Annotated in this window: 26 protein-coding genes; 19 read left to right on the top strand and 7 right to left on the bottom strand. The window is 60.3% G+C overall.

The features are described from left to right. The first annotated feature begins 112 nt into the window (after nucleotides 1–112). On the top strand, nucleotides 113–571 hold the full coding sequence (locus tag GGR20_RS05930) for an NUDIX hydrolase (RefSeq protein WP_183310324.1): 459 nt from the start codon (nucleotides 113–115) through the stop codon (nucleotides 569–571). Nucleotides 572–607: 36 nt separating this feature from the next. On the opposite strand, the gene GGR20_RS05925 is transcribed toward GGR20_RS05930, so the two are convergent. After that, on the bottom strand, nucleotides 608–2,107 hold the full coding sequence (locus tag GGR20_RS05925; protein ID WP_183310323.1) for an inorganic phosphate transporter: 1,500 nt from the start codon (nucleotides 2,105–2,107) through the stop codon (nucleotides 608–610). A 390-nt stretch (nucleotides 2,108–2,497) separates the two neighbouring features. On the opposite strand from GGR20_RS05925, the gene GGR20_RS05920 reads away from it, so the two are divergent. From GGR20_RS05920 to GGR20_RS05900, 5 genes are all read left to right on the top strand, one after another. Next, a complete protein-coding gene (locus GGR20_RS05920; protein ID WP_183310322.1) occupies nucleotides 2,498–4,267 on the top strand; it encodes an acetolactate synthase 3 large subunit in 1,770 nt (589 codons plus the stop codon). Nucleotides 4,268–4,288: 21 nt separating this feature from the next. Beyond that, entirely contained in the window at nucleotides 4,289–4,843 is a 555-nt protein-coding gene (gene ilvN, locus GGR20_RS05915) for an acetolactate synthase small subunit (protein WP_183310321.1), read from the top strand. A 94-nt stretch (nucleotides 4,844–4,937) separates the two neighbouring features. Next, nucleotides 4,938–5,678 carry a pyridoxine 5'-phosphate synthase gene (locus GGR20_RS05910; protein WP_183310320.1) on the top strand — a complete coding sequence of 247 codons (741 nt, stop codon included), beginning with the start codon at nucleotides 4,938–4,940 and terminating at the stop codon, nucleotides 5,676–5,678. 230 nt (nucleotides 5,679–5,908) lie between these two features. Further along, complete coding sequence (locus tag GGR20_RS05905; protein ID WP_183310319.1) at nucleotides 5,909–6,523, top strand: NADPH-dependent FMN reductase; 615 nt, start codon at nucleotides 5,909–5,911, stop codon at nucleotides 6,521–6,523. Between the two features lie 157 nt (nucleotides 6,524–6,680). Continuing rightward, nucleotides 6,681–8,603 carry a potassium transporter Kup gene (locus tag GGR20_RS05900; protein WP_183310318.1) on the top strand — a complete coding sequence of 641 codons (1,923 nt, stop codon included), beginning with the start codon at nucleotides 6,681–6,683 and terminating at the stop codon, nucleotides 8,601–8,603. Between the two features lie 30 nt (nucleotides 8,604–8,633). On the opposite strand, the gene GGR20_RS05895 is transcribed toward GGR20_RS05900, so the two are convergent. Together GGR20_RS05895 and GGR20_RS05890 are read right to left on the bottom strand one after the other, a co-directional pair. After that, nucleotides 8,634–9,065 (bottom strand): hypothetical protein, encoded by a 432-nt coding sequence (locus tag GGR20_RS05895; RefSeq protein ID WP_183310317.1) that lies wholly within the window; start codon nucleotides 9,063–9,065, stop codon nucleotides 8,634–8,636. A gap of 108 nt (nucleotides 9,066–9,173) precedes the next feature. After that, nucleotides 9,174–10,295 (bottom strand): NADH:flavin oxidoreductase/NADH oxidase, encoded by a 1,122-nt coding sequence (locus tag GGR20_RS05890; protein WP_183310316.1) that lies wholly within the window; start codon nucleotides 10,293–10,295, stop codon nucleotides 9,174–9,176. Nucleotides 10,296–10,447: 152 nt separating this feature from the next. On the opposite strand from GGR20_RS05890, the gene GGR20_RS05885 reads away from it, so the two are divergent. Further along, the gene (locus GGR20_RS05885) at nucleotides 10,448–11,332 is read left to right on the top strand and encodes an alpha/beta hydrolase family protein (RefSeq protein WP_183310315.1); all 885 of its coding nucleotides are present in this window, start codon (nucleotides 10,448–10,450) and stop codon (nucleotides 11,330–11,332) included. 15 nt (nucleotides 11,333–11,347) lie between these two features. Here GGR20_RS05885 and GGR20_RS05880 read toward each other — a convergent pair whose 3' ends face one another. Next, the gene (locus GGR20_RS05880) at nucleotides 11,348–11,536 is read right to left on the bottom strand and encodes a hypothetical protein (protein WP_183310314.1); all 189 of its coding nucleotides are present in this window, start codon (nucleotides 11,534–11,536) and stop codon (nucleotides 11,348–11,350) included. Between the two features lie 188 nt (nucleotides 11,537–11,724). Between GGR20_RS05880 and GGR20_RS05875 the strand changes: the two genes are divergently transcribed. From GGR20_RS05875 to ilvC, 3 genes are all read left to right on the top strand, one after another. Beyond that, complete coding sequence (locus GGR20_RS05875) at nucleotides 11,725–12,918, top strand: GGDEF domain-containing protein (protein ID WP_183310313.1); 1,194 nt, start codon at nucleotides 11,725–11,727, stop codon at nucleotides 12,916–12,918. A gap of 141 nt (nucleotides 12,919–13,059) precedes the next feature. After that, nucleotides 13,060–13,707 carry a TetR/AcrR family transcriptional regulator C-terminal domain-containing protein gene (locus tag GGR20_RS05870; protein ID WP_183310312.1) on the top strand — a complete coding sequence of 216 codons (648 nt, stop codon included), beginning with the start codon at nucleotides 13,060–13,062 and terminating at the stop codon, nucleotides 13,705–13,707. Nucleotides 13,708–13,738: 31 nt separating this feature from the next. Beyond that, entirely contained in the window at nucleotides 13,739–14,761 is a 1,023-nt protein-coding gene (ilvC, locus tag GGR20_RS05865) for a ketol-acid reductoisomerase (protein WP_183310311.1), read from the top strand. A gap of 53 nt (nucleotides 14,762–14,814) precedes the next feature. On the opposite strand, the gene GGR20_RS05860 is transcribed toward ilvC, so the two are convergent. After that, entirely contained in the window at nucleotides 14,815–15,021 is a 207-nt protein-coding gene (locus GGR20_RS05860) for a DUF2061 domain-containing protein (protein WP_183310310.1), read from the bottom strand. Nucleotides 15,022–15,176: 155 nt separating this feature from the next. Between GGR20_RS05860 and GGR20_RS05855 the strand changes: the two genes are divergently transcribed. From GGR20_RS05855 to GGR20_RS05835, 5 genes are all read left to right on the top strand, one after another. After that, complete coding sequence (locus GGR20_RS05855; protein WP_183310309.1) at nucleotides 15,177–16,025, top strand: helix-turn-helix domain-containing protein; 849 nt, start codon at nucleotides 15,177–15,179, stop codon at nucleotides 16,023–16,025. 95 nt (nucleotides 16,026–16,120) lie between these two features. Further along, nucleotides 16,121–17,890, top strand: coding sequence for a radical SAM protein (locus tag GGR20_RS05850; RefSeq protein ID WP_253560111.1), 1,770 nt, complete (start codon nucleotides 16,121–16,123; stop codon nucleotides 17,888–17,890). 115 nt (nucleotides 17,891–18,005) lie between these two features. After that, the gene (locus GGR20_RS05845; RefSeq protein WP_183310308.1) at nucleotides 18,006–18,470 is read left to right on the top strand and encodes a GFA family protein; all 465 of its coding nucleotides are present in this window, start codon (nucleotides 18,006–18,008) and stop codon (nucleotides 18,468–18,470) included. Nucleotides 18,471–18,473: 3 nt separating this feature from the next. Next, nucleotides 18,474–18,965: a heme-degrading domain-containing protein gene (locus tag GGR20_RS05840; protein WP_183310307.1), complete on the top strand. Its 492-nt coding sequence runs from the start codon at nucleotides 18,474–18,476 to the stop codon at nucleotides 18,963–18,965. After that, complete coding sequence (locus GGR20_RS05835; RefSeq protein ID WP_183310306.1) at nucleotides 18,962–19,840, top strand: PhzF family protein; 879 nt, start codon at nucleotides 18,962–18,964, stop codon at nucleotides 19,838–19,840. Before GGR20_RS05840 ends, GGR20_RS05835 begins: the two co-directional genes overlap by 4 nt. Nucleotides 19,841–19,871: 31 nt before the next feature. Here the strand turns inward: GGR20_RS05835 and GGR20_RS05830 are convergent, their stop codons facing one another. Continuing rightward, entirely contained in the window at nucleotides 19,872–20,351 is a 480-nt protein-coding gene (locus GGR20_RS05830) for a quercetin 2,3-dioxygenase (protein ID WP_183310305.1), read from the bottom strand. Between the two features lie 136 nt (nucleotides 20,352–20,487). On the opposite strand from GGR20_RS05830, the gene GGR20_RS05825 reads away from it, so the two are divergent. The 4 genes from GGR20_RS05825 (at nucleotide 20,488) to GGR20_RS05815 (ending at nucleotide 23,890) form a co-directional block, all read left to right on the top strand. Next, nucleotides 20,488–20,916, top strand: a complete 429-nt coding sequence (locus GGR20_RS05825; RefSeq protein ID WP_183310304.1) for a hypothetical protein — start codon at nucleotides 20,488–20,490, stop codon at nucleotides 20,914–20,916. A 95-nt stretch (nucleotides 20,917–21,011) separates the two neighbouring features. Then, nucleotides 21,012–21,134 carry a hypothetical protein gene (locus GGR20_RS18940; protein ID WP_276511891.1) on the top strand — a complete coding sequence of 41 codons (123 nt, stop codon included), beginning with the start codon at nucleotides 21,012–21,014 and terminating at the stop codon, nucleotides 21,132–21,134. Between the two features lie 119 nt (nucleotides 21,135–21,253). Then, on the top strand, nucleotides 21,254–22,807 hold the full coding sequence (locus GGR20_RS05820; protein WP_183310303.1) for a 2-isopropylmalate synthase: 1,554 nt from the start codon (nucleotides 21,254–21,256) through the stop codon (nucleotides 22,805–22,807). Between the two features lie 138 nt (nucleotides 22,808–22,945). Next, nucleotides 22,946–23,890, top strand: a complete 945-nt coding sequence (locus tag GGR20_RS05815) for an endonuclease/exonuclease/phosphatase family protein (RefSeq protein ID WP_183310302.1) — start codon at nucleotides 22,946–22,948, stop codon at nucleotides 23,888–23,890. Here GGR20_RS05815 and GGR20_RS05810 read toward each other — a convergent pair. Next, nucleotides 23,875–24,984 carry a pyridoxal phosphate-dependent aminotransferase gene (locus GGR20_RS05810; protein WP_183310301.1) on the bottom strand — a complete coding sequence of 370 codons (1,110 nt, stop codon included), beginning with the start codon at nucleotides 24,982–24,984 and terminating at the stop codon, nucleotides 23,875–23,877. The two genes, GGR20_RS05815 and GGR20_RS05810, sit on opposite strands and share 16 nt — an antisense overlap. Between the last annotated feature and the right edge of the window lie 657 nt (nucleotides 24,985–25,641).

The following is a 25,641-nucleotide window of genomic DNA, read 5'->3' as shown; positions in this document are numbered from 1 at the left end:
ACGGTGAAGAACGGGAATGGAAGGGGCCCTGTGGGCCCCTTTTGCTTGTAAATGTTCAGACGAACTGTCCGGCTAGGAAAAGTGACGACTCGAATATGTGCCGTTGGACGATATGCGCGAAATACTGAAACATTGGAGCCCGCGGGTTGAAACCGCAGCTAGCCTGCGCCAGTCCGGGGCGATGCCCTATGCGATCGTTGAGGGGCGCATGGCGTTCCTGCTGATCACGTCGCGCCGGAGCGGCAAGTGGATCTTTCCCAAAGGCGCCGTCGAAACCGATATGACACCTTGGGAGAGCGCTGCCGTCGAGGCAAAGGAGGAGGCGGGCGTTGCCGGAGAAATTTCGAGCGAAGTCATTGGGACCTACCGGACCGGTGCGGGCGGGGACAATGTCGGGCTGGTCGATGTTGAGCTCTACCCGCTGCGTGTGACGCAGCAGTTCGACGACTACAAGGAAAAGGGCCAGCGCATGCGCCATTGGGCGACGCTGCCCGAGGCCCGGCGGCTTCTGGCCGACCAGTCACTAGGGCGGCTGGCACTGACCCTGCACAACCGGATGATCTCAAGCTAGAGCGGCCAAGCGCCCCGATGGCCGAAGGCCTACGCCTTAGGGGACCAAAAGGCTCAAGCCAAAATAGAGCGAAGCCGACACCAGGGCCGAGGCGGGCACGGTGATTACCCATGCCGCTGCGATGGAATAAACGTGCTGACGCCGCACCAGCATGCGGGTCTCGGCGCGGCGCGCGTTGGCCAGCGCCTCTTCAGGCGTGGCATTGAGCTGGCTGGGATCGACAAAGCGCGCATTGATCGGCACGGCGGTGCCCTGCATGTCGCGCCGCGAGATGTATTCGCGCAGAAAGCCGACGCCGAACACCGCGCCCACGGCAATGTGGGTGGACGACACGGGCATGCCCAGCGCCGAAGCGATCAGCACGGTAACGGCGGCCGAAAGGGCGGCGCAAAAGGCGCGGATCTCATTGAGCTTGGTTATCTGCTCGCCCACAGTGCGGATGAGGCGCGGACCGAACAAGGCCAGTCCCAGCGAGATGCCAATGGCGCCGATGGCCAGGACCCAAAGCGGCAAAGTGATGCCTGCAACTTCGCCATGGCCGGTCTGGATGGCGGTGACGATGGCGGCAAAGGGACCGATGGCGTTGGCCACGTCATTGGCGCCGTGAGCGAAGGACAGCAGCGCGGCCGCCACAATCAGCGGTAGGCGGAACAGCGCCGCCACGTGCTTCTTGCGGTTTTCCATGTGACGCGACTGGTGGCGAACCCAAGGCATAGCGGCAACCCAGCCAAGGGCGCCGAAGGCAATGCCGAGCGGAATGGTCACGCCCCAGCCGGGCTTCCAGACACGGCTCAGGCCCTTTGTGGTCAGGTACATGGTGAAGATGCCCGTCATCACCGCCACGAAAATGGGCACCCAGACGCGGGCTGAGGTGATCTTGTCGAGGCGCGTCGTGATGGTCATGCGGACGATGACCAGGAATACGGCTGCGATCAGGCCGCCCAGGACCGGAGAGATGACCCAACTCGCGGCGACGGCGGCGATGGTGGGCCAATTGACGATGGCAAAGCCGGCCGAGGCAATGCCGGATCCGACAACGCCGCCGACGACGGCGTGGGTCGTGGAAACGGGGGCGCCGACAAAGGTGGCCAGATTGACCCAAAGGGCCGAGGCCAGAAGGGCCGCCATCATCACCATGATGAAGGTGCGGCTTTCCATTTCGGGGGAGATCAACAGGTCGCGCGCCACCGTGTTGACCACGTCGCCGCCGGCCAGCAAGGCTCCTGCCGCCTCGAAGATACCGGCGATGACCAGGGCGCCCACCATGGTCAGCGCGCGGGAGCCAACGGCGGGACCCATGTTGTTGGCCACGTCATTGGCGCCGACATTGAGGGCCATGTAGCCGGCGATCAGCGCAGCAATGACCACCACATAGGTACCGGGGCCCTGGCCCATGGCGAAAGCGGCCCAGACACCGACAAGCAGCAAAAAGACCAGCGCAATGCCGGGTGCGGCCAGCGAGCGGCTCAGATTGTGGGTTGCGTTTTCGAGGCCCGAAAACCGCTGCAGATCCTTGTCGAGCGCGCTTTTGCCCATGTCACCGAACTGTCTTATTTCGTTGTTGGTTCCGGCTTAACATCTCAAGCACATGGTGCCAGCCCCCATTCGCGGCAGAAGTGTGCCTGTGCACGAGAATTCTGCCGCATCGGGGGTCAAGAGAGGCATGGCGACTTGACTTTGGCGTGACGGTGCTTCTATCAATGCGCCGTCTAGAATTTTTGGAGCGGTCCAGTGCGGGCACTCATTCTCGTAGTACGCAGGCGCATCGGCAACGTGGGGTAAGACCCCGCGCGATAGCTGGTGCGCCGAACACAGGTCCCGAACGGGGCCTTTTTTATTGCCTTTTTTCCGCTGAGCGGGGACACAGGCGGCAGGTGAGATAGAGGCCCCGCTGGGAGGGGCGAAAGAGTTAGGAAGGGCTGAGCAATGGCCGAGAAGATGACCGGGGCGGAAATGGTGATCCAGGCGCTGACCGATCAGGGGGTCGAACATATTTTCGGGTATCCCGGCGGTGCAGCCCTGCCGATCTATGACGCCATGTTCCAGCAGGATTTCGTCAAGCACGTCCTGGTGCGCCATGAGCAGGGGGCCACCCATATGGCGGAGGGCTATGCCCGTTCGACCGGCAAGGCTGGCGTAGTCCTGGTCACCTCCGGTCCGGGCGCGACCAATGCGGTCACCGGCCTTACGGACGCGCTGCTCGATTCCATCCCGCTCGTCTGCATCACCGCCCAGGTTCCAACGACGCTGATCGGCACCGATGCGTTCCAGGAATGCGACACGGTCGGCATCACCCGCTCCTGCACGAAACACAACTATCTGGTCAAATCGATCGAGGATTTGCCGCGCATACTGCATGAGGCTTTCCTGATCGCTACCACGGGCCGCCCGGGTCCGGTCGTCATCGATATTCCCAAAGATATCCAGTTCGCCGTGGGCGAATATTTCAAGCCAGAGGCAGACACGCTGCGTCACCAGTCCTATCGCCCGCAGGTCGATGGTGACCTGGCTTCGATTGAGGCCGCGGTCGATCTCATGCTGAAGGCAGAACGCCCGATTTTCTATACGGGTGGCGGCGTCATCAATGCAGGACCGGAAGCCTCGGAAAACCTGCGCGAGCTTGCGGAATTGACCGGCTTTCCCGTGACTTCGACCTTGATGGGTCTGGGGGCCTTCCCTGCCTCCAATCCGCAGTGGATGGGCATGTTGGGCATGCACGGCACCTATGAAGCAAACATGGCGATGCATGATTGCGACGTGATGATCAATATCGGCGCGCGCTTCGATGATCGCATCACCGGCCGCATCGATGCCTTCTCTCCAAACAGCACCAAGATTCATGTCGATATCGATCCGGCCTCCATCAACAAGGTGGTGCAGGTGCATGTCCCGATCGTCGGCGACTGTAATCGCGTGCTCGAGGAAATGATCCGCATCTGGCGCAGCCGGACCAATGAGCCGCGCACGGAAGCGATTGCCGGCTGGTGGACCCAGATCGGGAAATGGCGCGACGTCGGGTCGCTCAACTTCAAGAACTCAGATACGGTCATCAAGCCGCAATGGGCCATTCAACGGCTCTATGAGGCGACCAGGAAACAGTCCAAGGAAGTCTATATCACCACCGAGGTGGGTCAGCACCAGATGTGGGCGGCGCAGCACTTCCATTTCGACAAGCCGAACCACTGGATGACTTCGGGTGGCCTGGGGACGATGGGTTACGGGCTGCCGGCGGCGGTCGGCGTGCAAGTGGCCCATCCCGATGCGCTGGTGATCGACATTGCCGGCGAGGCCTCGGTGCAGATGACCATGCAGGAGCTCTCGACGGCGGTGCAATATCGCCTGCCGGTCAAGATCTTCATTCTCAACAATGAGCGCATGGGCATGGTTCGCCAATGGCAGGACCTGCTGCACGGCTCGCGCTATGCACATTCCTATTCGGAATCGTTGCCCGATTTCGTCAAGCTCGCCGAAGCCTATGGGGCCAAGGGTATCAAATGCGACACGCCGGCCGAACTCGATGCAGCCATTGCCGACATGCTCGAATATGACGGCCCGGTGCTGTTCGACGTGTTGGTCGAGAAGGACGAGAACTGCCTGCCCATGATTCCGTCGGGCAAGCCGCACAATGAGATCATCCTGCCCGATACGGCCAATATCGGGGATATCATCGACGAGAAGGGACGGGCGCTCGTTTAGAGCGCTGCGGAGGACACGAAAATGAACGCACATTTGCAGCCCACCGGCTCGGCCTATTTCCTGACCCAGGAAACCCAGCAGACCGAACGTCACACCCTTTCCGTGCTGGTCGATAACGAGCCCGGCATTCTCGCCCGGGTCGTCGGCCTGTTTTCGGCGCGTGGCTTCAATATCGAAAGTCTGACTGTCAGCGAGACCGAGCATGACAAGCGACTTAGTCGCATCACTGTTGTGGTTATCGCCACGCCCAAGGTGCTAGTGCAGATCAAGACCCAGCTCGAGCGGCTGGTGCCGGTGCACCGCGTGCACGATTTGACGGCGGAGGGCGCTTATCTCGAGCGCGAGCTGGCGTTGATCAAGGTCAATGGCACGGGCGATCACCGGGCCGAAACGCTGCGTCTGGCCGACGCATTCCGGGCGCAGATCGTCGATGCGACGGTGGAAAGCTTCGTCTTTGAGGTGACCGGCAAACCGTCCAAGATCGACAGCTTCATCGCCCTGATGCAGCCGCTGGGGCTGGTCGAAGTGGTCCGCACGGGCCTAGCCGCGATCAATCGCGGTCCTGAGGGCATGTAGTCAGCAAGACGCTGATTGCACTCATCAAAAGGTTCGATTGGGCGCGGCGCCCAGTCTGGTGTATGGCAGGGGCCTGTTCTTATGGGTTTCTGCCATGACTTTGCTTTCCGTCAATCTCAATGCCGTCGCGCAATTGCGCAATCGCCGCGATCTGCCCTGGCCGAGCGTGACGGGAACCGCGCGCGTGGTGCTCGATGCGGGGGCGAGCGGGATCACCGTGCACCCACGCCCGGACGAACGGCATATCCGGCGCAGCGATGTGTTCGAATTGTCGGATGTGCTGCGCTCAGAATATTCGGAGACAGAGTTCAACATCGAGGGATATCCGAGCGAGGATTTCCTCGAGCTGATTGAACAGGTGAACCCGCAGCAGGTCACCCTGGTGCCAGACGATCCGGCGCAGGCCACATCCGACCATGGCTGGGATTTTGTCGGCAAAGGCAATTTTCTCCGGTCGGTTGTGCAGCGATTGAAGCGGCCGGACCGGCGAATTTCGCTGTTTTGCGATCCGGATGCCGGAGAGGCTGGCATTGCGGCGGCAAAGGCTACCGGGGCGGATCGCGTCGAGCTGTTCACCGGTCCCTATGGCGCCTGTTTTGATGATGCGGCAGAGGCCGAGCGGCAATTGTCGGCGCTGGCGGTGACCTGCCGGGCCGCGCTAGATGCTGGGCTGGGTGTCAATGCAGGGCATGACCTGACGCTGGTCAATCTGCCGGATTTTCAGAAGGCCGTTCCTGGCGTGGCGGAGGTGTCCATCGGACATGGAATCACGGCGGATGCGCTCTTGATGGGGTTCGCCGAGGCGACCCGGCGCTACCTCGCCGTTTTGGCCTGAACCGATTGTTCGCTTAAAAAGAACACTGCGTGCGTCCAATAAAGGTAATGAGCCGGATTTGGGGCAGCCAGGTTGTCCCGAGAGAAGAAATAGTCGGTAATTCCTATGCTTACATGAGTGTAACCGGGGCACGGCAATGTCCCCGGCTGACAAATTCGTGCCCTCTTGAGACTTTTCGCGACAGGCACATATATCGCCTCAGTTACGATTTGTTACTTAGGAGGCATCACATGTCCAAGCTCAAGATCGGCGTCATCATCTCGTCCACCCGTCCCACCCGTTTCGGCGAAGTGCCGGCCAAGTGGATCCTGGACAAGGCGAATGAACGCCCGGAAATCGACGCCGAGCTGATCGACCTGCGCGATTTCGACCTGCCGTTCTTCGATGAAGCGGCTTCCAATGCCTGGATGCCCTCGCAAAACCCCGAAGCCGTTCGCTGGCAGAACAAGATCTCTGAATTTGATGGCTTCATCTTCGTCGTGGCCGAGTACAATCGCGCCATTACCGGTGTTCTGAAGAACGCGATCGACCAGGCCTATGTGAACTGGAACAAGAAGGCATTCGGTGCGGTGGGTTATGGCGCCTTGGGTGCGGCACGCGCTGTCGAGAACCTGCGGACCATCGGTATCGAATTGCAGATGGTTTCGACCCGTTCCGCTGTTCATATCGCCGGCGCCGACTTCTTTGCCGTGCACCCGATGGGTCAGCAGAACAAGCCGTTGAGCGAGATCGAAGGCTCAATCGGCAATTCGGCCAATGACATGCTCGACCAGCTGATTTGGTGGGGCGAAGCCGCCAAGGCCGCCCGCGAGGAAGAAAATTCGGTTGCCGCAGCGGCCGAGTAAGAACGCGGACTTTACCAGCGTTTACTAGGTAAAAGGGGTTGTCCTATCCGGGCAGCCCCTTTTCGCATATGAACTATTCAGATCACCGGGTGTTGTTTGTGATGGGGGACGGGTGTATAGCGGCGCCCGCCTTGAAACAGCGAGAGCCGTAAAGCTCATGACGCATACGGAAAATGCCGGCGCCCAAGCCGGTGACGTAGCGACCGAACAGGCCAGCCACGGAAAATCCAGTCTACCACTCCTCACTGTTGGGGCGATCGGCGTTGTCTATGGCGACATTGGGACAAGCCCGATCTACGCCTTCCGCGAAGCCATGTCGGTCCGTCCGGGCGTTGGCGCGACCGAGGTCGAGGTGCTCGGGCTGCTGTCGCTGATTGTCTGGGCCCTGACGCTGACCGTGGCGTTCAAATACGTGTTCTTTGTCACCAGGGCCGACAACAATGGCGAAGGCGGCACGCTTTCGCTGATGGCACTGGCGCGCAAGACATTCGAGAAACCGCCGGTTTGGATTACCGCCCTGGGCGTGGCCGGCGCAGCCATGTTCTATGGTGATGCCATGATCACGCCGGCGATTTCGGTGCTCTCGGCCGTGGAAGGCCTGGAACTGGTGGCGCCCAACATGACCCGCTGGGTGGTTCCGATCACCCTGGTAATCATTCTCGGTGTCTTCTTCGTACAGCGCTTCGGCACGGGCAAGGTGGGGGTGGTCTTCGGCCCGATCACCGCCGTGTGGTTCCTGGTGATGGGGACAATCGGCCTTTATCACATCGTGCAGAACCCCTTTGTGCTGTGGGCGCTAAACCCGTACCACGCGGTCGAATTTCTCGTGATACATGCCAATATCGCCTTTGTGGTGATGGGGGCCGTGTTCCTGGCCGTGACAGGCGCCGAGGCGCTCTATGTCGATCTGGGTCATTTCGGGCGCAAGCCGATCGTGCTGGCCTGGTTCGGCCTGGTATTTCCGTGCCTCTTGCTGAACTATTTCGGGCAGGGTGCTTTTGTGCTCAATGTAGGCCCGGAGAATGTGGTCAGCCCGTTCTTCGAGATGCATCCGGACTGGGCCCTGGGCCCATTCGTCGCGCTGGCCACGATGGCAACCATCATTGCCAGCCAGGCGGTGATTTCGGGCGTCTTCAGCCTTACCCAGCAGGCTATTGCCCTCAATCTTCTACCGCGCATGATCGTGCAGCACACCTCGCAGGATCAGCGCGGGCAAATCTACATGCCCCAGATCAACACGTTCATCATGATCATGGTGCTGATCATGGTAGTCAGTTTCGGCAGCTCGACAGCGATCTCGAGCGCTTATGGTATTGCGGTCTCCGGCATCATGGTCGTGACCCTGGCACTGCTGCTGGTGGTGATGCGTCGCAACTGGAAGTGGCCGCTGGGCGGGGTCATCGCGTTTGGCTTGCTCTATGCGGTAATTGATGGCGGTTTCTTTGCCGTCAATTCTGCCAAGATCGTCCAGGGCGGCTGGGTACCCGTCGCCGTTGCCCTGTTTGTATCCCTGCTCATGGTCAGTTGGATGACGGGGCGGAATCGCCTGGCGGAAAAGACCCGTCGCGATGAAGTGCCACTTGAGTTCCTCGTCGAAAACCTGGCCAAGAAGAAGCCAACCGTGGTGCCGGGTACGGCCGTTTTCCTTACCAGTGATGTTGAAGGCGCACCCACGGCACTCCTGCACAGCCTCAAGCACTACAAGGTGCTGCATGAGCAAAACGTCATCCTGACCGTGCGGACCTCGACCTCGCCGCGCGTGCCGGACGATGAAAAGGTGACCATCGACGCTTATAACAATTTGTTCTTCCGCGTGGTGGTGACATTCGGATTCATGGAGGAGCCGAACATCCCCAAGGCGCTGGCGCTGGCCCGCAAGCTGGGATGGAAGTTCGACATCATGTCGACCTCGTTCTTCCTCTCGCGCCGTTCGCTCAAGCTTGGGCAGAAGTCCGGTCCGATCCGGTTCTGGCAGGACCGGCTGTTCATCCGGCTTGCGCGCAATGCCAGCGATGCGACGGAGTATTTCCACATTCCCACCGGTCGTGTGGTGGAAATAGGGACTCAGCTCATCATCTGATAGTGGAATGCAAATGAGGCCCGCCGGGCCTCATTTTTTCATGTCAGGACAGAGATAGGGCACGCTGGCCGGTGCGAATCGCTGCTCTTCGACGCCGCCCACGAGCCTGAGGCTGAGCACCAATTCCTCGCTGGTGAGCGAGGCGATGTCGGCGTTGATGGTCATGCCGTCCTCGTCCCACGCAATCTCGGTTTCAGACAGTTGCTGCCAATTGGAAAGGCGGTAGGTTTCCCAACAGCTGTCGGACACCATGGTGCCGTCTGCGAGGAAGATATGCATTACGCCGGGCAGGGCGTCGCTGCTGTCCTGCCGCACCCAGACCCGGTTGATCAGAGCATTGTCCTCGCTCGCTTCGGTCTTTTCGGCGGACGGCTCCTTTTCCTGGGCAATTGCGGGAATAGCAGAACAGGTACCAACGCCCCACACGGTCATCAGCGCAAAAATGGCGGCCTTGGTATCCATGAAATCGCTCCCTGCAATGCACCACACTTGGGCATCACTCTTGTGTGCGACAAGAGTGATCGTCCCAAGACGGCGGAATTTGGTCCGCGCGGTGACCTTGTGAAGGTCTTATGCGCGCAGGCCGAGCACCTGATCGCGCCCGGAGACGCGCTGGGTCTGAACCGGCCAGAGGTCGTAATCCTGGTCGAGCACGCGGGCCGCATGCACCGCCCAGTTCGGATCATCGAGAGCGCCACGCGCCAAGGCGATGAAATCGGCTTCCCCACGCTGCAGAATGGCTTCGGCCGCCTCTATGTCGCCCAGAAGCCCGACGGCCATTGTGGGGATGTCGGCGCCCTGCCGCACGGTCTGGGCGAAAGGCACCTGATAGGCCGCGGTCGAGGTGATGCGACCCTGGGCCAAGCCGCCGCTGGAGCAATCAACGACATCGACACCGCGTGCCTTAAGTTCGATGGCCAGGGCCACGCTATCCTCTGGGGTCCAGCCGCCCGGCGCGTTGTCGCTGACGGAGAGGCGGACCAGGAGTGGCTTGTCGTCTGGCCAGACGGCCCGCACCGCTTCAGTGACTTCGAGCGCGAGACGCATACGGTTTTCCCGGCTGCCGCCATATTCGTCGGTGCGGTGGTTGGAGAGCGGGGAGAGGAACTGGTTGAGCAGATAGCCGTGCGCGGCATGAATTTCGACCGTATCAAAACCAGCCTTTTCGGCCCGAATGGCGGCGGCGACAAAACCGTCCTTGACGCGCTGGATACCGGCCTTGTCGAGTTCGATGGGTACCTGGAAATCAGGATTCTTGGGATCATGAGACTCCGCGCTGGGGGCAACCGGCTGCCAGTACTCATAGCCAACAGCGCGCCGCCGTTCTTCGCTGGCAAGATCTTCGGCGGTGTGCCAGGAGACCGGGGTCGAGGCCTTGCGTCCGGCATGGGCAAGCTGAATGCCAGCGGCAGCACCCTGGCTGTGCAGGAAGTCGACAATGCGGGCCAGGGGCGCGATCTGCTCATCCTTCCAAAGACCCAGATCTGCGTAGGAAATGCGCCCTTCGGGCACGACGCCCGTCGCTTCCACGATCACCAGCCCGAAGCCGCCCAGGGCGAAGCGGCCAAGATGGACGAAATGCCAGTCATTGGTGAAGCCGTCGATGGCCGAATACTGGCACATCGGCGCGACGACCGTGCGGTTGCGCAGGGTCAGGCCGCGCAGGGTGACAGGGGAAAGCAATTTCGACATTAGCAAAGTCCTTGGCCGGCTGGAGGCTGGAAAGAGTTAGATACATGGGCCTTCCTCTCTTCATCGGCAAGTGCCGATGATTGAAAGCTGTGTTGCGAATGACATGTTTTTTATGAATAGCTCCTTTCCTAAGCGCCGAAGCGGGAATCGCCATGTCCATCACTGCACACCGTTTTCGTGAACTTCTCGGGTTTGAAGATCGCGGTATCACGCGTCTGGACAAGCGCGTTGAGCCAATAGGCGACTATGTCGTCGAGCATTTGCAGTTTCGCATCGGTGATGCAGAAGTGCGGGGTATCCTGACGCGTCCCGCCGAGATAGCCGCGCCGTTGCCGGCCATTCTTTACGGACATTCCCATGGTGGCCGTTATGACGTTGGCGCCCGCGAGCTGCTTGATGGGCGCGAATATCTGATCAGCCCCTTGGGCCCGGTCTTTGCCCGCGCCGGCTACGTGACGCTGTGCATCGACATGCCGGTCTTCGGCGAGCGGGCAGATGTCACGGAGAGCGCTGCCGCCAAGGCACTGCTTTGGTATGGCCAATCCTTGTTCGGCGAAATGCTGTCCGATCATGCCGCGGCGCTGACCTATCTCTCGGGCCGCGACGATGTGGATGCCTCGCGCATCGGGGCGTTTGGCCTCTCCATGGGGTGCGTGTTGAGCTATTGGCTGGCAGCGCTGGACAAGCGCATTGCCGCGGTGGCGCATCTGTGCTGCTTTGCCGATTTCCGCACCATGGTCGAATTGGGCGCCCATGATGGACACGGCATCTATCTGACCGTGCCAGGACTGCTCAAGGAAGCCGATGGCGGATCGATCGCCGCATTGATTGCGCCGCGCCCGCAACTCGTCTGCGTTGGCGAGGCCGATCACCTCAGCCCGCCGCAAGCAGTGGCACGCGCCATGGACGAATTACGCCCCTCCTATGCGTCCGCCCCGGACAAGCTCGAATTCATCAGCGAGCCAGGGGTCGGGCACGAGGAGACGCCGAGCATGCGTGCAGCAGTTCTAAGATTTTTCGAGCGCTATTTGGGGTAGAGGCTTGGGCTATGGCTAGCCGATGCCGATGAGATCGAGGGCTCGCTGCTGGAGGTCCGGATTGGTCCAGAGCATGTAACCGCCAAACACCAGCGCGGCGATCAGCGCCAGACCGAACAGTTTCTTCATCACCGAAAAGATCAGCCAGAGCAGTATCGCGGCTCCGATGCCGAGGATGACCAGGGTCGGATAATCGTGGGGCAAGTGCGTCTCGTCTCAAGTTGGGCCGGCATAATTAAGCGCCTGACACGCCGAGATTGTGGCATTGAGTGAAGCGCACGACTGAAGTCGATGCTCGAGCCCACTGGGTGGATTTCCGTTAACCCGTTGGCGTAACTCAATATAGAAGTTTTCTGGATCAGATTGGGGCTTGCCGCAATCGGAGGACCGGCATGGGTCTGGATGTATCGACACTTTTTGTCGCCAACATATTGGTGCTGGTTATTTCTTCACTGGCATATGTGTCGGTATTCGCGCGCAATCAAATAGACCGCTACTGGCTGTACTGGATCGGCGCCAATCTGGTGTTGGCGGCGGCCCTGCTTGCCTATCTGGTTTGGCCGGACCTGCCGGTACATCTGGCTGTCGTTCCTGATGCCCTGCTGGTGTTGGGTTTTGTACTGCGTCACGCTGCAGCGCGCAGCTTTGCGGATCGGTCCATAAGGCTGGAATTATTCGCCTTACCCTTGCTGCTGGTTGTCGCGGCAAATTTGATCAACAATCCGGCGGCTACATTCGGGCTGACCAATGTCGTGCTTACTGGGCTGGCAGTTGCGGTGGGCTGGCAGTTCTGGCGCGACTACGCTGACAGGCTGTTCTCCCGTGCCGGCCTCGTGATCGTCTATACGCTCATGGCTGCGTCGTTTGCTGCCCGGGCGGGGCAGGGGCTGTTCGTAGGCGATCAGATCCAGTCCTACATTCCCTACGACGTGCTTCTGGAAATTCACCTGTTGGTGGCGCTGATCCACGTGATTGCCGGAAGTCTGTTCGTTCTCTCTCTGGCCTCGGAGATTTCAGCCAATGCCCTGCGTGAAGCGGCCCGGCGTGACCCCCTGACCGGGTTGCTGAACCGCCGTGCGTTCGATGCTCTGCTGGCCGACAAGCTCGGGCGCGATGATGTCGGTCTGGCGGTGGTGGATATCGACTTCTTCAAGTCAATCAATGACAACTATGGCCATGCAGTGGGGGATACGGTGCTCAAGGTTGTGTCGCAGGCATTGTTACAGGCCGTTGGCACGCGCGGTGAAGTTGCCCGTATCGGGGGTGAAGAATTCGCATTGGTGCTCAACGCTGTCGACGCCGCCTGCACTGGTACCGTTGCCGAGGCAGCCCGGCAGGCCGTGCAGGATTGCGTGGTGCGGTACGGCAATCATCGCATTGCCGTGACGGCCAGCCTTGGTGTCTCGCATGTCGACTATGCTGGGCAGACGGCCGATGCCTTGCTCGACTGCGCGGATCAGGCGCTTTATCGCGCCAAGGCCAGTGGGCGCAACGTGTGCAGGGCCGGGCAGAATCGATCCTGGAACAGCGAGCATCGATCTGGTTTTCCGCCTCAGAACACGAAATATCTGACTGTTGCCAGCTAGGCCCGCCTCCGGCGGCGATCGCACTCTGATCAATCCGCAAAAATCGCTTGCATCGAACCGTACCGTACGGTACGCCTCACGAACGAAAAGCCGCCGAAGCGTTCGGCGGCTCGAGACGTGCGCAAAAAGAGGTACGGTCCCGTGGCCCTGGCCATCAAGGTCAACGAAGAGACATTCACACCCCGGCAGCAGGCAGTGCTGACCGCGGCGTTGGATTTGCTCGTCGAGAACGGCGACGGGCTGACGATGACGGCGGTGGCGCGGCGCGCCTCCTGCTCGAAGGAAACCCTCTATAAATGGTTCGGTGATCGCGATGGCCTGCTGACTGCGACAGTGCAGTGGCAGGCGGCCAAGGTGCGCATGCCGTTCGTTGATCGCAGCCATCTCAGCGTCAAGGCGTTGCGTTCGAGCCTTGAGCAATTCGCGCGGGACCTGCTGACCACCATTATCGGCGAAGTCTCGATTACTCTCAATCGCACGGCCATTACCCATGCCGCGCAGGAGAAGGACGATCTGGGCAATATTGTCCTGGAGAACGGCCCCATGGCCATTCGCCGGCGGTTGAAGCCGATCCTCGAAGCGGCCCGCGATGCGCGCCTTTTGCGCTTCCCCAATAGCGAGGAAGCCTATCGTACTTTTTATGGCCTTGTTGTACGCGACGTGCAGATCCGTCTGCTGCTTGGCGACAAGGCGCTCACCCAATCCAATGTCGAGGCGAACATCGAATCCGATGTGAAGGCTGCGGCGGACCAGTTCCTGACCCTTTACGGGGTCAAGGCAAATAGCTGAAACAAATCGCATATTTTCAGGGAGACCCCCAATGCGCGTCTATTACGATCGTGATGCCGATCTGAACATCATCAAGTCCAAGAAAGTGGCCATCATCGGCTACGGTTCGCAGGGCCATGCCCATGTGCTCAACCTGCGCGACTCCGGCGTCACCGACGTTGCCGTGGGTCTGCGTCCCGGTTCCGCTTCGGCCAAGAAGGCCGAGGGCGAAGGTCTCAAGGTGATGAGCGTTGGTGAAGCTTCGGCCTGGGCCGATGTCATCATGCTGCTGACCCCCGATGAGTTGCAGGCCGATATCTACAAGGAGCACATCGAGCCCAATATTCGCGATGGCGCTGCGCTGGCATTCGCGCACGGCCTCAACGTGCATTTCAACCTGATCGAGCCCAAGTCCACCGTCGACGTGATCATGATCGCCCCCAAGGGCCCGGGCCACACCGTGCGTGGTGAGTACCAGCAGGGCGGCGGCGTGCCGTGCCTGATCGCCGTGCACCAAGATGCCTCCGGCAATGCCCATGATATCGCGCTGGCCTACGCCTCGGGTGTGGGTGGCGGCCGTTCGGGCGTCATCGAGACCAATTTCCGCGAAGAATGTGAAACCGACCTATTCGGTGAGCAGGTCGTGCTTTGCGGCGGTCTGGTTGAACTGATCCGCGCCGGTTTCGAGACGCTGGTGGAAGCCGGCTACGCACCGGAAATGGCCTATTTCGAGTGCCTGCACGAAGTGAAGCTGATCGTTGACCTGATCTATCAGGGCGGCATCGCCAACATGAACTACTCGATCTCGAACACGGCCGAGTGGGGCGAATATGTCACCGGCCCGCGCATCATCACCTCGGAGACCAAGGCTGAGATGAAGCGTGTGCTGCACGACATCCAGTCGGGCAAGTTCACCTCCGAGTGGATGCAGGAAATCAAGTCCGGCGGCGGCGCCCGCTTCAAGGCGACCCGTCGTCTGGCCGACGAGCATCCCATCGAGGAAGTCGGCACCAAGCTGCGCGACATGATGCCGTGGATCAAAGCCGGCGCTCTGGTCGACAAGGCGAAAAACTAGTTCGATTCAGTCGTTACGTTCTGAAAAGGCGGGTCTTCGGGCCCGCCTTTTTTCTATTGCCCAATGCGGCCCCAGCGAATTCGGGCCCAGATACGTTCGTGGAAAAAGAAGCAGATCAGGCCGGTGAATGCGGCGGAGAGCGCCAGGCTGCCTGACGCAACGAGGTCGCCGGTGGCGAACCACGCCAGGGTGGTCATGGTGAATAGCCCGAGCACCTGCCAGGTAATGGCTTTGACGACTGAACGGACCGGGGTCTCCAACTTATTGCTCCTGTAATCAGAATGGTTTGTGGGTGCCGCGCTGATCGCAGGGATGCGGGCGACACGCAATGAGGGATTGGTGACGAGTGTCGACAATGACGGCAAAATTCCGTCTTTTGTTGATTATCGTCACGAGTTGTGGAAGATGACCTCACATGGACAAGAGAGACCGCGCCGCCATTTTCAGAACGCGCCTGCTGGATGCTGTCGAGCGGGCGGGATGGACCCAAACGCGTCTCGCCAACGCCGCGGGGCTGGATAGGTCCACGGTGTCGCAGCTGCTTGCGGTTGAAGAACCCCGCCTGCCCAGCGGCCAGGCGCTGGCAGAAATCGCTGCGGCCTTGCAGGTCTCTTCCGACTGGTTGCTGGGCCTGTCCAATCACCGCGGCGCGGCCAGCGAAATTCTGGACCAGGCTGTGCAGGTCACCGAGGCGGCTCGTCATCCGGTTGACGAACAGGTGCTCAAGTGGACTTCCGAGGTGCTGGGCGCAAAAATTCGGCATGTACCGGCTGGACTGCCGGATATCTTCAAGACCGATGAAGTTCATGTCTTCGAGTATCAGGCCGCGGTGCGCCGCACGCCTCAGCAGGCAATCAGCGATTCGGAGGCCCAACTGGCGCTTTTGCGCCGGCTGGAGACGGATATGGAGATCGCTGTACCAGTTCAGACGCTTGAGAGTTTCGCCGCTGGCGAGTGGCAATGGCGGGGCCTGTCCGCCAAGATTCGCAAGCGGCAGTTGGAGGCCATGGCTGGGTCGCTTGAGGAATTCTATCCCTCGGCGCGACTATACGCCTTCGACGCCCGAGAGCTCTATTCGGTGCCGTTTTCAGTGTACGGCCAGCAGCGCGTGGCTATTTATGTAGGGCAGCGCTATCTCGCCTTCACCGCGCCGACCTATATCCGCATGATGGCCCGGCATTTCGATGATCTTGTGCGCGCTGCGAGTGTGCACGGACATGAAGCGGCCGCCTGGGTGGCCGATCTGGCGCGTCAGGTGCGCTAAAGGGGGGCGGCGAAGAGGCCTTTCGTCTCGATTTCATTCTGTTAGGCTAGCCAGCAGCGTTGTCAGTCTTCTGGCTACCCAACGGGGGGACTATTGTGACTTTGAGCAAGCGTTTCGTACTCTATCTGATCAAGCCGTCTCACTATGATGATGACGGCTATGTCATTCAGTGGAAACTCTCGCCTATCCCGTCAAATTCGCTCGCCTCAGTGCACGGGTTGGTGCGCGATGTGATCGACCGCAAGGCGTTGGGAGCCGACTGGAACGTCGATGTCGAGACCATCGACGAGACCAACAAAGAAATCCACCTAAAGACGATAATTGCCGACTGCCAGGGGGCGGATGCGGCGCTGGTCATGTTGATCGGGGTGCAGTCCAACCAGTTTCCCAGGGCGCTCGATATCGCCCGGCCGCTGAGAGCCGCCGGTGTGCAGGTGGCAATCGGCGGATTTCATGTCTCGGGCGTCATCTCGATGCTCAATGGCGAGGATGCCGACTTCAAAACGGCGCAGAAGATGGGCATTTCCCTGTTTGCCGGGGAAATGGAGGGCAGGACCGATGCGGTGCTGGCCGATGCCATCGCCGGAACGCTGCAGCCGCTCTACAATTTCATGCACGATTTGCCGGGAATCGAGGATACGCCCGTGCCCTTCATGCCGGCCGAGCATGTGTCGCGCACCGCCTACAATCTCACCAGTTTCGATGCGGGCAGGGGGTGTCCCTACCAGTGCTCGTTCTGCACCATCATCAATGTGCAGGGGCGCAAGTCTCGTCGGCGCTCGCCTGACGATATCGAGAAGATCATCCGGCTCAATATGAGTCAGGGTGTGCATCGCTATTTCATCACCGACGACAATTTCGCGCGCAACAAGGACTGGGAGGCGATCCTGGATCGCCTCATTCACATGCGCGAGGTCGAGGGCCTGAATTTCAATTTCATTATCCAGGTCGACACACTTTGCCACCGGATCCCCAGGTTCATCGAGAAATGTTCACGCGCCGGGGTCACGCGGGTGTTTATCGGGCTGGAGAACGTCAACCCGGCCAATCTCAAGGACGCCAAGAAGCGGCAGAACAAGATCACTGAGTACCGGGTGATGCTACAGGCCTGGAAGCAATGGCGCGTCATTACCTATGCCGGCTATATTCTGGGCTTTCCTACCGATACCCCCGAGCGGATCATGCACGATATCGACGTGGTCAAGCGCGAGTTGCCGGTTGATATCCTCGAGTTCTTCTTTCTTACGCCGCTGCCAGGGTCGGAGGACCACCAGAAATTGCATCGCGCCGGGGTGGAGATGGACCCCGATCTCAACAAATACGACCTGAATCACTGCACCACCGGCCATCCCAATATGAGCAAGGCGGAGTTCGAGAAGGTCTATGCCGACGCCTGGAGCCGCTACTACTCGCTTGACCATGTCGAGACCATCATGCGGCGGGCCGCAGCTTCGGGTGTGTCCACCGCGCAGGTATTGCTGCTGTGCACCTGGTTTATGGGCGCGCTCAAGATCGAGGGAGTGCATCCGCTTGAAGTTGGCTGGATCCGCAAAAAGTCCCGGCTGAACCGGCGACATGGCATGAAGATCGAACCCGCGATCCTGTTCTACCCGAAATATTATCTTGAACTGGGCTGGAAGCTTAGTCGCTGGGCCTGGCTCTACTTCCGCTTTGGCCTCAAGCAATTGAAGGTCGAGCGCGACCCCAATCGCAAGGCCTATACGGACCTGTCGATGACACCGGTCTCCGAAACCGACGCTGAAGATCTGGAACTGCTCAAAACCAGCGATGCGGTTGCCTGGCTCGACCAGCAGAAGCGGATCAACGACGCCCAGCACGGCATCAAGGCGCCGGCAGCCGAGTAAGCGGTTTCGGATCAAGACCCGAAGGTCATTGTTTGTCGCACTGCCGAACCTTAGGCCATTGCCAGTTTTGCAGGGAACGCTTTAGAACCATCGCACCATAGTGGGGAGGCGAATAATGGCGTTGCCAGATTTTCCGGTCGAGGGAGGGTGTTCCTGTGGAGCGGTGCGTTATCGGCTCAATGCATCCCCGCTTTCGGTCTATAATTGTCATTGCAAGGACTGCCAGCGCTATTCGGGGGCGGCCTGGTCGATGTCGATGATCGTCAAGGACGACGATTTTGAGGTGTTGGCCGGCGAGACGGAAAGTTATGACCGCAAGGCCGACAGCGGCAATGTCATCGCTATGCATTTCTGTGCCAATTGCCACACCTGGCTTTGGAACGTGCCGCCGGCCGGAAGTTTCAAGGTCGCGCGGGCAGGATCGCTCGACAACATGGACTGGGCTGCGCCGGTCGGAGATATCTGGACCGATAGCAAGGCCGCCTGGGTGCAGCTTGATTCCTCGCATGTCAGTTTTGCCAAGGGCGCCACGGATCGCACGCCTCTGTTCGACGCCTGGGCCCGGTCACACCAGGAATAAGACATGAATGACGATATCGGGCGCGTGCAGCGCCAGGAAAATGAGCTGATGCTGCCCAGCTTCGATGAAGCCATAGCGTTCGAGATTGGTTCAGCCATTCGGTCTCGGGCCCTACAGGATGGACTTTCGCTCGTGGTGGATCTGCGGACCTGGGACCGGCAGTTGTTCTTCTCCGCCACACCGGGCACCAGTGCAGACAATGCCGAATGGGTGCGCCGCAAGATCAACTCCGTGCGTCGCTTTCAGCGTGCCAGCTATCGTCTGGTGCTAGAGCGAGGCGAGGCGCCGTTTTCGCCGCAGTCGGGGGCCGACCCCGCTGATTTCGTTATTGCCGGGGGTGGATTTCCCATTCGTGTCACCGGTGCTGGCATTGTCGGCGCGCTGACCATTTCCGGTTTGCCCGGGCGCGACGACCACGGTGTCGCGGTGGACGCCTTGTGTGACCACCTCGGCAAATCGAGGTCGGACTATGCCCTGCCGGAGATCACCAGTTGAATCTGCCCTATCTCATCCTCGACGTGTTCACTCGGACACCTCTCAAGGGCAACGCGCTGGCGGTCGTGCCCAAGGCCGACGGCCTGATGGACAACGAGATGCAGGCTATTGCCCGCGAATTCAATCTCAGCGAGACGGTTTTCATCTGTAAGCCGCAGAATGAACGCAACTCGGCCTGCCTGCGCATCTTCACGCCCTACCAGGAGTTACCGTTTGCGGGGCATCCGACCGTCGGCGCGGCCGTCACCCTGGGATTGAACAGCCGCGCCTCAGCAATACGCATGGAAGAAAAGGTCGGGCTGGTCACCGCATTGTTCGATCGTATCGACCGGCGAACGGGTGAAGCGCGCTTCACCTTGCCGCGTCTTCCAGAACGGATCGCGGAGTTGCCTGAGAAACTCGCAATAGCCCAAGCGCTCGGTATCGAGGTGGAAGAGATCGGCTGTGACGTCTTCAGGCCTGCAGTATTTTCGGCGGGTGTGACTTTCCACCTGGTGCCGGTCCGCAATGCGACCGTGCTCAAGCGCATCGCGCTCAATCGCACGGCGTGGAATGAGGTGTTCCATCATGATCATCACTCGGCCTATGTTTTTACTCTGACCCCAGAGGAAAAAGAGAACGACATCGCGGCACGCATGTTCGGGATGGGTCTTGGAGAAGATCCTGGCACGGGGTCGGCGGCTGCCGCGTTGATTGGGCTGCTGGCGGAGCAGGCGATGGGGACAGGCCAGACCGAGTATATCCTGCGTCAGGGCCATGAAATGGGGCGCCCCTGCCGCATCACCCTGCAATTGCGCAAGGAGAATGACGCATTGGTTCACGGCGCCATTGGAGGGGAGGCGGTTGTGGTCGGTGAGGGAGAATTGGACTTCTGACAAGCAGGGCTTTTGTGCCGGGCCCTTCTGCCTAGCCGAGCATTTCGCATCCATAGCGCAGGGCAATGGCTGGAAGCGCCTCAAAGTCAGCGATGGCGTCTTGCTCGGTCGGTATTCTAAGAGCTTTGGCAGGCACGCTGCTGGCGCGGATCAGATCCTCGAACCCGCCCGGGGTAAGCAGAAAGAGCATGCGCGCCGGGCCCTTTCGTACCCTATAGCTATGTGGAATGCCGCGCGGTCCAAATATTGTCATGCCTGGCCCCGCCTTGATGGGCTTGCCGTCCACCTCGAATTCGATCTCCCCCTCCAGCACGAAGAAGGTCTCGTCCTCGCGGTGGTGCACGTGAAGGGGTGTTTCTCCTTCATTCTCCGTGACCTCCACCAGGGTAAAGCGGCCGCCGGTTTCCTTGCGTGCAGCCTTTATGATCGCCAACGACCCCAGCCACCACCATGCTTCGCCTTCACCGGACTGCCGGGCGAAAGGCGCAAGCGATTCCTCTGACGCATTCATGGCAGATCCTCCCATAATCAGCCCTAGCCAATTGGGCACCGTTACCACTGTTGTGCGGAACACTACGAAATCTAGCAAAGGCTCTTGGGCTATCGAGGTAACGTGCTAGACTTTCATAGATTAGTGGGGGAGAGCTATGGAAGTCATCGTCAATCTTCTTATCTGGCTACATATCATCGCGTTCATCGCGGGTGGTTCGAACTCGGTCGTGGGGCCGGTGATTGGTGCGCGCCTGGCTTCGGCCACGCCGGATCAGCGCGCGGGCTATTACGGGGTGATGAATACGCTCTCGCAGGTGGGCAAGGTGGCCATGGTTGCGCTGCTCATCACCGGGCCGTTGATCCTGTTCATGAAGTATGGCGGGCTGGGCGGCGCCTCGGTCTGGTTCTGGATCAAGATGGTGCTTGTGGCCGTGATGCTGGCAGCGATCATTTATGGCGGCATCCAGTTCAAGAAATCGCAGGGCGGCGATGCGGAGGCGGCAAAGCTGGCCGATACCGCACATAAGATTACGGCGCTGGCATTCCTTGGCGTGCTGCTCTCGGCGGTGTTCGCTTTCGGGTGACGGTAAAAAAGTAACATAATTCAGCCTGCTACCCTTGCACGGCGGGACGGCTTGGCGCATTGTCTTGGCAATTGAAGCCGTACCAGAGCGTACTCATGCAGCGCCGTCGCGCCATCGCCATCGCCATCGCACAAACCCAGGCCTTTCAGGCCCGTTTGCTGATGGCCGCAGGCCTGCTGCTGCTTCCTGCGCTGCTTCTCCTTCTTATCAGCCCCTGATCACCGGCAGCTCGCCATAGCGAGCGGGTCGTCAGGGGATTGCGCAAAAACCGAACATCAACATATGTGCGGTCCTGCGAGTGTTTGCCTCGGGGCCGATAGGAAACCAAGAGAAGTCAATGTCCGTCGACAGCAACAAAGAACGCGTCTTCATCTTCGACACCACCCTGCGTGATGGCGAGCAATCGCCCGGCGCCACCATGACTCTGGAGGAGAAACTCCAGGTCGCCGAGTCGCTTGATGAAATGGGCGTCGACATTATCGAGGCCGGATTTCCCATCGCCTCCAATGGCGACTTCGAGGCCGTTGTGGCGGTGGCGAAACAGGTCAAGAATTCGACCGTGGCCGGTCTCGCCCGCGCCATCAGCGCCGATATCGATCGGGCCGGCGAGGCTGTGCGGCACGCCCAAAAGGGCCGTATCCACACCTTTGTCTCCACCTCGCCGATCCATCTGGCGCACCAGATGAAGAAGACCGAGGACGAGGTCATCGAAATTATCGCCCGCACGGTGTCCCAGGCGCGCAATCTGATCGATGATGTGGAATGGTCAGCGATGGACGCCACGCGCACGCCGATGGAATTCCTCAAGCGCTGTGTCGAGACAGCGATCAAGGCCGGTGCGACCACGATCAACCTGCCCGATACCGTGGGCTATGCGGTGCCGGAAGAGCATTTCGCCATGTTCAAGGAGATCATCGAGACGGTGCCGGGCGCCGACAAGGCGATCTTCTCGGTGCATTGCCATGACGATCTGGGCATGGCCGTTGCCAATTCCCTGGCCGGTGTGGCCGGGGGCGCGCGGCAGATCGAATGCACGATCAACGGGCTGGGTGAGCGGGCTGGCAATGCGGCGCTGGAAGAAGTGGTGATGGCGCTGCGCACGCGCGGTGACGCCATGCCGTATTACACCGAAATCGACAGCACCCAGCTCTCGCGCGTCAGCAGGATTGTCTCAGCTGCGTCGAATTTCCCGGTGCAGTACAACAAGGCGATTGTGGGCAAGAACGCCTTTGCCCATGAGAGCGGCATCCACCAGGATGGTATGCTCAAGAATGCCGAAACCTACGAGATCATGACCCCGGCCAGTGTCGGCATCAAAGAAACCACCCTGGTGATGGGCAAGCATTCGGGCCGCGCGGCGTTCAAGGACAAGCTCAAGGAGCTGGGTTATGACCTGGGCGATAATGCTTTCCAAGAGGCTTTCCAGCGTTTCAAGGACCTGGCGGACCGCAAAAAGCATGTCTATGACGCCGATATCGTCGCGCTGGTCGATGACGAAGTCGGCTCGGTGGGCGATCGCATCCGGCTGGTCGACATGGAAGTTGTCAGCAAGACCGGGGGCACGCATCGCTGCGATCTGACCGTCACCATCGATGGCGAAAAGAACAGTGTTTCGCTCGAAGGCACTGGGTCGGTGGACGCGATCTTCAATGCCATCAAGGCGGCCTCAGGGCAGAATCCGCACCTGGTGCTCTACGCCGTAGACGGTGTGACCGGCGGCACTGACGCGCAAGCTTCGGCCCATGTGCGTCTTGAAATGAACGGCCGCATCGCGTCGGGCAATGCGGCTGAGCCCGATACGCTGGTGGCCTCGGCCCGTGCCTATCTCAACGCGCTCAATCGCGTGATGATTGAGCGCGGCGCTTCGGCGCAGGGCGCGCTGGCGGGCTGAGTTAAAAGACTCTCGGAATTTCTTGGGGCGCGGTCGACAGGCCGCGCCCCATTGCTTAATCACTTGCGCGCGCAACGCTTGCGTACCAGCGCCCAAGCTGGTCTAGCCATGATCTGGCTATCTGGGAGTGAACGATAGATGTGGGGCAAGGCAGAATTCAGGGGCGGCCTCCTCGTGCTCCTTGGCGCGCTAATTGTCGTGCTGGCCGTCGTTGTTTTGGGCCGGCACCTGCCTGGCCTCGTTCTGCTGCAAAGCCTGCGGTTTCACATGGTGGCGGCGGGTGTCGTTCTGGCGCTGGCCCTGATTCTGCTCGGAGGGCGTTGGCGCGGGGCGTTTGCGCTGGTGCCGCTACTGGCGGCGGGACTGCACGGCTATTGGCTGGTCGGCGAGCTCTATGCCAGTCGCACGATGCCGGAAGAGGCGCCGGTGGCCCAGTTTCGCTTTCTCAGCTTCAACGTGCTCGCCGGCAATCGCCATGCAGAAGAGCTGGTTGCTGCGATCCTTGCCGATCAGCCTGAGATCGTTCTGGTGATGGAGACCCCTGGGATCGAGTCCCATCTGGCGCAGATGGCAAAGGTCTATCCCTATCGTCTGGGCTGCGAGAGGACCGAGAGCTGCGATATTTCGCTGTTCTCGCAACTGCCTATCGAAGAAGGCGGTATTCAGATCTTCCAGCCGTTCAATCGGGAGAGATTGGTTACAGCGCGGGTGAGGGTCGATGGACAGCCGGTTACCATTGTTGGGGCGCATCTAACCAAGCCCTATGACGAGTTGGTGGTCTGGCAGGAGATGGTGGTACTCCGGCGGTTGCTTGACGGCATTGAAGGGCCGGTGGTGCTTGCCGGGGATTTCAACTCGACGATCTGGACGGAGTCCTTGGGCACGCTCATGGAACGGGCCCGACTGACGCCCGGGCCGTCGACGCCGGCCACTTGGCCGGTGCGTCTTGGTGCCTTTGGGGTGCCAATCGACAATATGCTCACGCGCGACAATGCCCGTATCCTGACACTGGAGTCGGGAGAGAGTTATGGCTCCAACCATCGCCCGCTCTGGGCCAGCATCGGGCTCTACGCGGCTGAGTGAGCCTGCCTGAGAGCCAGTGGCAGGGCTTCTGAGAGAAGGTCCAGTTCCCGCTGTGGCGCGGCGCTGATGCGGATGTGATGGTCCAGTCCCGGTGCTGTGGGCTTGCGCACGAAGACTCCCTGTTGCCCCAGGGCTTCAAGGACCCGTACGGCAAAGGGCCCATCGCTCCCGCAGTCGATGGCGACGAAATTGGTCGCCGAGGGCAGGGCAGCCAGTCCATTGTCGCCGGCGATCTGGGCTATGCGGCTGCGTGCTGCGGCAATCGCGGTGACCGCGTCATGCAAGTAGGGCTGGTCATCCAGCGCCGCCAGGGCGGCGATCTGAGCCAGCTTGTTGACGCCAAAATGATTGCGAACGCGATTGAAGGCACCTGCGAGCCGGCGACTGCCGATGGCATAGCCACACCGCATACCGGCCAATCCATAGGCCTTGGAGAAGGTGCGCAGGCGCAGCAGATTGGGCCGGTCGGTGTCCAGCGGCGGGCCCTGGTCCGACGCGGTCTCGAGATAGGCTTCATCAAGAACGATCAGGCAGGTCTCGGGCACTGCATCGACGAAGCGTTCGATGTCACTGGCGGGCCAGAAAGAGCCCATCGGGTTGTCGGGATTGGCCAGATAGACCATGCGCGCATTGGTCTGGCGAGCCATTGCGGCCAGGGCTTCGGGGTCTTCGTGAGAATCCCGATAGGGCACGAAGCGCAGATCGCCGCCAAAGCCGGCCACGTGATAGTTGAATGTAGGATAGGCGCCCAGCGAGGTGACGACGATATCGCCGGGCGTAATGAAGAGACGGACCAACAGGCCCATCAGCCCGTCAATGCCTTCGCTGACGGCAATCTCATCGCTGGCAATCCCGAGCTGTGCGGCCAGCGCGGTCCGCAGGGCATAGTTTTCCGAATCAGGATAGGTCCAGACATCGGGCGCAGCATTGCGAAGGGTGGCGATCACGCGCGGGCTTGGGCCGAAGCCGGATTCATTGGCACCGATGCGGGCCCGGGTGGCTATGCCGGTGTGACGTTCAATCGCTTCGGGGCCGACGAACGGCACAGCTTCCGGTAGCGCCTCGACGATGGGCGTGAATGGGGGCAGGGGCACGATGGGGTCCTTGGCGGCGGTTACGCGCCCATTCTAGCCAGACCGACCGCGCTTTCCAGCGTGCAGTGCAAGCTGCTCGAATCGGGCGATTCCGTGGAGGGGAGAAGGATAAAATACGACGCATAGGAGCCCGGCCTCCGGATGCCTCGTTGTTTTACACAGGCCCCCAAAGTCTTCACGGCCAGCAAAGTCCCGGTTGCCCTTGGTTGGCGTGGCGCTGACCTGGTGCGCAGCATTTTAATCGAATGCGATGCAGGCGGGCAATAAGTCAAGAACTATGGAAGTCCACCCTTTGGACACGCCGGAAACGGTGATTCTTCAGTCAAATTTCAGTCAGAGGGAGAGAGCGATTGCCTCCAACCTACGTGCTTGCGCGTGACCACCTGCAGAGGGCCGCCACCATTCTCGAGGGGGCGGACCAGCGGTCGCGGCAGCTTCGACACATCATCGAAAGAACGATCGGACTCCTTGACGAAACGCGGCCGGAATCACACCAACCGGCCAGCAATGTGGTCGAGTTGAACGATTACCGGCACCTGCAACAATGACCTCGACCAACCCGGCCCGATGCGGCCGGGTTGTCGCTCCGGTGTTCTGCATGACAGTTTTGCACACAATCTGAATTTGGGTGCTGGACAGCCCTGAATCCCTTTGATA

Source organism: Devosia subaequoris, from assembly GCF_014197055.1.
GTDB lineage: Bacteria > Pseudomonadota > Alphaproteobacteria > Rhizobiales > Devosiaceae > Devosia > Devosia subaequoris.
Note: the sequence above shows the minus strand (reverse complement) of the source record. Positions and strands in the feature narration are given on the sequence as shown.